At 67.2% G+C, this 6,106-nt stretch carries 5 protein-coding genes; 4 read left to right on the forward strand and 1 reads right to left on the reverse strand.

Annotated elements, in window-relative coordinates; genetic code table 11:
- Nucleotides 1–7 precede the first annotated feature (7 nt).
- Nucleotides 8–1,252, reverse strand: coding sequence for a cell division protein PerM (locus ACFFN1_RS02480; protein ID WP_376838275.1), 1,245 nt, complete (start codon nt 1,250–1,252; stop codon nt 8–10).
- A gap of 160 nt (nt 1,253–1,412) precedes the next feature.
- Between ACFFN1_RS02480 and ACFFN1_RS02485 the strand changes: the two genes are divergently transcribed.
- The 4 genes from ACFFN1_RS02485 to ACFFN1_RS02500 all read left to right on the forward strand — a co-directional run bounded on the left by ACFFN1_RS02485 (nt 1,413) and on the right by ACFFN1_RS02500 (nt 5,472).
- Nucleotides 1,413–2,768, forward strand: a complete 1,356-nt coding sequence (locus ACFFN1_RS02485) for a zinc ribbon domain-containing protein (RefSeq protein WP_376838276.1) — start codon at nt 1,413–1,415, stop codon at nt 2,766–2,768.
- A 99-nt stretch (nt 2,769–2,867) separates the two neighbouring features.
- Nucleotides 2,868–3,830 (forward strand): ABC transporter ATP-binding protein, encoded by a 963-nt coding sequence (locus ACFFN1_RS02490; protein ID WP_376838278.1) that lies wholly within the window; start codon nt 2,868–2,870, stop codon nt 3,828–3,830.
- Nucleotides 3,827–4,666 (forward strand): ABC transporter permease, encoded by an 840-nt coding sequence (locus tag ACFFN1_RS02495; protein WP_376838280.1) that lies wholly within the window; start codon nt 3,827–3,829, stop codon nt 4,664–4,666. The genes ACFFN1_RS02490 and ACFFN1_RS02495 overlap by 4 nt, the downstream gene beginning before the upstream one ends.
- Nucleotides 4,663–5,472 carry an ABC transporter permease gene (locus ACFFN1_RS02500; RefSeq protein ID WP_376838282.1) on the forward strand — a complete coding sequence of 270 codons (810 nt, stop codon included), beginning with the start codon at nt 4,663–4,665 and terminating at the stop codon, nt 5,470–5,472. The genes ACFFN1_RS02495 and ACFFN1_RS02500 overlap by 4 nt, the downstream gene beginning before the upstream one ends.
- The last annotated feature ends 634 nt before the right edge of the window (nt 5,473–6,106 follow it).

Here is a 6,106-nt window from a genome sequence, read left to right on the forward strand (position 1 = left end):
GCTGCGCTCAGTCCTCGTCCTCGCCGGCTTCCGCGCCCGAGGCGGTGGCCGCCTGCGCGCTGCGAGCAGCGAGGATGATGCCGTAGCCGGCCCACAGTCCAGCGCAGACGAGCCCGCCGGTGATGAGCGGGAAGCGCAGCGCATCGACGCCGAAGACCTCCAGGCCGCCGGGCCCGAGCGCGCCGGTGGAGAACAGCCCCCAGACGGTGACGAAGATGAGGACCTCGACGGTGGCGAGCGCGACAGCCGGCACATCGAGGTGCTGCCAGCGGCGGCGCAGCGTCACGAGCAGCAGCCCGAGGATGACGAGCAGCGCAGGGGCGGCGGCGAGGAAGCCGGGCGGATCCTCCGGGATCATCGCCAGAAGCGGCACCGCCGGCCGCGGTCCGGCTGCCGGGGAGAGCACCGAGGCGGTCTCGGTGGCCGAAAGCGCAACGCCGGCTCCGCTCAGCCAGGCGAGGGCGATCGCGAGGATGCCCGGCAGGTACAGCAGCTGCACAACGGACAGGCCGATCGCTGCGGCCACCGGCGCACTGTAGAGCTCGACGACGGCGCTGACCTCATCGAATTCGGTGACGAGGCCGACGGCGACGACGATGACGGCGAGGCCGGTCAGCGCCCAGCCGGTGCGCACCCGCACGCGGTGGGCGGCCGGCAGCGCCGCGGTCCACTGTGCGCCGAGGCGGGCCGCCAGCTGCTCGCTTTCAGCCGCCTGCGTGGGGTGGAGGCGCGCGCCGAGCACGATCGCGCTGGCTGTCAGCAGTCCGACGCGGGCGTAGCCGAGGACGCTGACGGCGACACTGCCGAGCAGGAACCCAAGGCCGACGGTCACGGCGAGGAACACCGCCGCGATCGACAGATAGGCGCTCAGCTGCGGAGCCCGGTGGGTTTCGAGCTGTCCGGCCTCCTGCAGGCGGGCGTTGGCGGCCAGCGCAGTCGAGGTGCGGGAGGCGGCGCTGCGCAGCAGCAGCCACACGATGAGGCACAGCAGGCTGGGCGGGAAGCTCATGACCGCTTCCCCGGGCTGCACGCTCAGTCCGGTGGCCGCGGCCAGCCCGGTGAACGCCCAGCTGGGGATCGCCGCCAGCGGCTGCTGTTCGGCGATGCCGATGAACCAGGCGATGGCCGAGAGCAGGAAGGCGATGGTGAGCAGCATGAGCAGCACCCGCACGATTTCGAGCACGCCGATGACCGCTGGGTGGCGTCCCAGGTGGCGGGGTCGGCTGGTCGGGCTTTCGGCTGCGGGGTTCACTTCTCCTATGGTGCCCGAGGTGGGTGTGAAGTGCGGAATATCGACACACCGCCGCTTGGCACTAAAGTAGACATGAGACTTCCTATCGTCGTGCCTGCAGGAGCTGCTGTTCCTGCCGGTGCCGACGCTGTTCCGAGCGCTGAAGACAAAGGTTTGAGCTATGAACTCCGGATCGACTCCTCCGCCGATGCCTCCCCAGCCGCCGCATGGACCCGGCGGCTCCAACGGCGGCCCCGCCTACGGCTCGGGCCCCTCGTACGGCTCGGCAGGAGCGCCCTCCTACGGTTCCGGCCCGTCCTCTGGCGCTGACTCCGGCTACGGCTCCGGCCCCACCTACAGCGCCTCGCCACCCGGACCGGACCCGGCTGAGTCAGCCGGCACCTCGGGCCCGGGCACTCCGACCGGCAGTGTCCCGCAGCCGGCACCGGCCCCCGGATACGCTGCCGCCCCGGGCGGTCCGGGCGCGCAGAGCCCGGCCGGCGATCAGCAGAAGCAGAAGAAGCCGAAGCTGCCGCTGATCCTGTCCCTGGGTGCCGTCGCCCTCGTCCTCGTCCTCGTGCTCGTCGGGTTCTTCGTTGTGCGCAGCGTCAATCACAACAAGTACGGCCCGGATCGGGTCGCCGAGGAGTATCTCAGCGCTCTCGAAAGCGGGAACATCGACGAGGCGAACAAGATCACGAAGGCGACCACGCCCGATGGCGCCAGCGAGAAGCTGCTGCTGCAGCAGATCGTCGACGGCTCCGAGCAGAAGATCACCGATGCGCAGGTCGTCGAGACGACCCGCGAAGGCAAGTCGGCGAAGGTGCACACGAAGTACACGATCGACGGCCAGCCCTATGACCTCATCCTCAACGCCACCAAGGAGGGCCGGCAGAATCTGTTCTTCGACAAGTGGACGCTCGAACCGCCGGTGCTGCCGACGGTGACGATGGAGGTCCCGCCGATCGCCGGCGCCACCATCAACGGCACTGAGTTCTCCCCCGAGTCCGGCCGCGTCGAATACGCTGTCTGGCCCGGCCGCTATGACGTCAGCATCCCGGAGAGCAAGTACGTCTCCGGCGCTGAGGGCAATGCGACCGTCGGCTTCGCCGATGCCGACAACCCGCAGAATGCGAGCATCTCGATGAGCGTCGAGGCCACCGACGACTTCGAGAAGGACGTCAAGAAGCTCGTCGAGGACAAGATCAAGGAGTGCGCTGAGGTCAAGAAGGCCGAAGTCGACGACTGCCCGATGGTCAACTTCCCGTGGGCTGATACCAAGGGCAAGGTGATCAACGACAAGGTCGACGAGAAGACGATCAAGCGCGAGATCAAGGAGATGCCGAAGATCAACGTGGTGCTCAGCCCCGACGGCTCCCGCGGTTCGTTCTACACGGACTACAAGAAGCCGGGCAAGATCAGCATCAGCGCCGAGTCGAAGGACCGCAAGCTGTACTGGCCTGAGGACACCCGGGATCTGGAAGCCAACGGCACGGTCGACATCGACGGCGACGAGCTGAAGGTCTCCTTCTTCTGAGGCGCAGCTGCCGGCGCGGGGCGGCTCCTGCGGTCCTCGCCTGACCAGCGGTGACAGCCGCCGTCTGCCGCCGCCGAGGCGGTGGTACAGTCATGGACTGTGAACGCAGACTCCTCCTCTGCTGCCCACCGCCGCGCAGCAGATCCGGTCATCGCCGCCTCGGGCCTGGCGAAATCCTATGGCGGCTTCACCGCCGTCGACGGCATCGACTTCACAGTCGAGCCCGGTGAGAGCTTCGGGCTGCTCGGACCCAACGGGGCGGGGAAGTCGACGACGATGCGGATGATCGGCGCGACCCTGCCGCGCACGAGCGGGCAGCTGAGCGTGCTCGGCCTCGACCCGAACGTCGACGGCCCGCAGATCCGCGCCAGCCTGGGTGTCGTGCCGCAGCAGGACAACCTCGATGAGGAGCTCTCGGTCGTCGACAACCTCGTCTTCTATGCCCGCTACTTCGGGTTCCCGCGCGCCTATGCAAAGGCGAAGGCCGACGAGCTGCTCGACTTCGCCAATCTGCGCGAGAAGCGCAGCGCCCGGGTCGATGAGCTCTCCGGCGGTATGAAGCGCCGGCTGACGATCGCCCGCTCGCTGGTGAATGAGCCACGCCTGCTCATGCTCGATGAGCCGACCACCGGACTCGACCCGCAGGCCCGCCACATCCTGTGGGACCGGCTCTACCGGCTCAAGGAGCAGGGCGTCACGCTCGTACTCACGACTCATTACATGGATGAGGCCGAACAGCTGTGCGACCGGCTCATCGTCGTCGACCACGGCCAGGTCATGGCCGAGGGCTCACCCAGCGAGCTCATCCGCCGGTACTCGACCCGCGAGGTGCTCGAGCTGCGCTTCGGCATCGACCGCAATGAGGAGCAGGCCCCGGCGCTCGAACGGTACTGCGAGCGCATCGAGGTGCTGCCTGACCGGCTGCTGCTCTACAGCGGTGACGGCGACGCCGCACTCGCAGCGATCCGGGAGGCCGGGTTCGCTCCGCTGACCGCGCTCGTGCGCCGTTCCAGCCTCGAGGACGTGTTCCTCAGGCTCACCGGACGGAGCCTCATCGAATGAGCACCGGTATCGACGCACCCGGCACGCATGCCCGCCAGCACCAGGCGGTGCGCCGGGCCGGCCCGTGGCTGGTGGCCGAGAAGCAGCTGCTGTTCTCCCTGCGGTTCATCAAGACGACCCTGGCTGTCACGGTGCTCACCCCGGTGTTCTACATCTTCTCCCTCGGTCTGGGGTTGGGCACGGTCGTCGACTCCGCCCAGCCCGACGGCGTCGGCGGGGTGCCGTATCTGCTCTTCGTCGCCCCGGCGATGCTGGCGACAGCAGCGATGATGTTCGCCGTCGAGGAATCCACCTACCCGGTGATGGCCGGGTTCCGGTGGAACCGCGGCTACTGGGCGGCAGCCGCCACGACGCTGACCCCAGCGCAGATCGCGCTCGGCGCGGCCCTGGCGACGGTCATCCGGGTCGCTGCGATCACGACGATCTACTTCCTCATCATCGCCGTTGTCTTCGGCGCCGTCCCGAACCCGCTCACCGGCTGGCTCATGATCCCGCTGGCTGCCGTGGGCGGGACTGCGCTCGGCTTCCCGGTCATGGCCTTCACCGCCACGCTCACGCGCGACTCCGGTCAGTTCGCGCTCATCCAGCGCGTCGTCGTCATGCCGCTCATGCTGTTCTCAGGCACGTTCTTCCCACTGGCGAACCTGCCGCTGTCGGTGCAGTGGATCGGCTGGCTGTCCCCGCTGTGGCACACCACCGAACTCGGCCGGCTGCTGTCGTATCACCAGCCGATGCCCGGGGTCATGATCGCCGTGCACCTTGCCTGCATCATCATCCCGAGCGCTCTCGGCCTGCTCGTGGCGATGCGGCTGTTCACCCGCAGGCTCACGTCATGACCGTCCAGCCGACACCCGGCCCGGGCCGCCTGCGGGCCTTCTACGCCGGCAACGCTAGGGCCGTCGCCGCCCGCGGCATGCAGGTCTTCCGCGGCAACAACTTCGTCCTCGTCGCCACCGGCGTGCTCGAGCCGATCCTCTACCTGCTCGCCATGGGCTTAGGGCTCGGCTCACTCATCGGCAGCGTCGACTACGCCGGCCGCACCATCTCCTATGCCGCCTACATCGCCCCGGCCCTGCTGGCGGCCTCAGCAATGAACGGCGCCGTGCTCGACTCCTCAGTCAACGTGTTCTTCCGCCTCAAACAGAGCCGGCTGTACGAGTCGATGCTCACCACCTCACTCGGACCGCTCGACGTGGCCCTCGGAGAGATCGTCATGGCCGTCTTCCGCGGCTTCCTCTACGCCTGCGGATTCGTCGCCGTCATGTTCGCCCTCGGCCTGCTCGACTCACCATGGTCGCTGACCGCCCTCGGCGTCGCGATGCTCATGGCCTTCGCCTTCGCCGCCATCGGCATGGGGATCACGAGCTTCTTCTCCAGCTGGTACCAGCTCGACTGGATCTTCGTCTTCCTCCAGCCGCTGTTCCTGTTCTCAGCGACCTTCTACCCCATCGACGTCTACCCGGCCGCCGTGCAGTGGATCGTCCAGGCACTCCCACTGTGGCACGGCGTCGAACTCATGCGCCTGACGATCCTCGGAGCAGCGACCAGCCCGGCCTGGATCCACATCGTCTACTTCGTCGGCATGATCGCCATCGGTGTGGCACTGACATCGACTCGGCTGCAGAGGCTGTTCCTGCGCTGAGTCAGACACCGACCGTCAGACACCGACCGTACGCGAGGCGGTGGGCCTGACTTCGCGCACGTGAGTTTGGTTTCGGAGTGTGTGGGGCTGTGACCTGGGGCTTTGTGTTCCAGGATGGTGGTTTTGGGATACTAATCGTGTGGCATTTGTGAGGAAGGTCCGGACTGCGTCAGGGGCGACTGCGGTCCAGGTCGTGGAAAAGCGCCGTGGGAAACTGCTGGTGATCAAGCATGTGGGCTCGGCGCATACCGATGCTGAGCTTGGCCTGCTGATGGATCGTGCCGACGAGATCTTGGTCGGTGATCAGGGAGTGCTCGATCTCGGGATCGNGGGGGTGTCGGATGTGTTGTGGTCGACGTTGGAAGCGGCGTACTCGAACCTGGGTTTCGACGTGCTCGGTGATGTGGTGTTCAAGCAGGTGGTGCTGGCCAGGCTGGTAGAGCCGACCTCGAAGCGCGATACGGTCCGGGTGCTGAGCGAACTCGGGGTGCCGGCCCCGCACGTGTCAACGATCTATCGGCATCTGGCCCGGGGGTGTCTAATGGGTTGTGTATGGGGGCCTGTCTGAAAGGATTTGTAGATGAGTGAAATTCATGAGCGTTGTGAGCGGTTGTCTGGTGCTGATGTTGTTGCT

The organism is Brevibacterium otitidis, assembly GCF_042429315.1.
In the GTDB taxonomy this organism is placed as follows: Bacteria; Actinomycetota; Actinomycetes; order Actinomycetales; family Brevibacteriaceae; genus Brevibacterium; species Brevibacterium otitidis.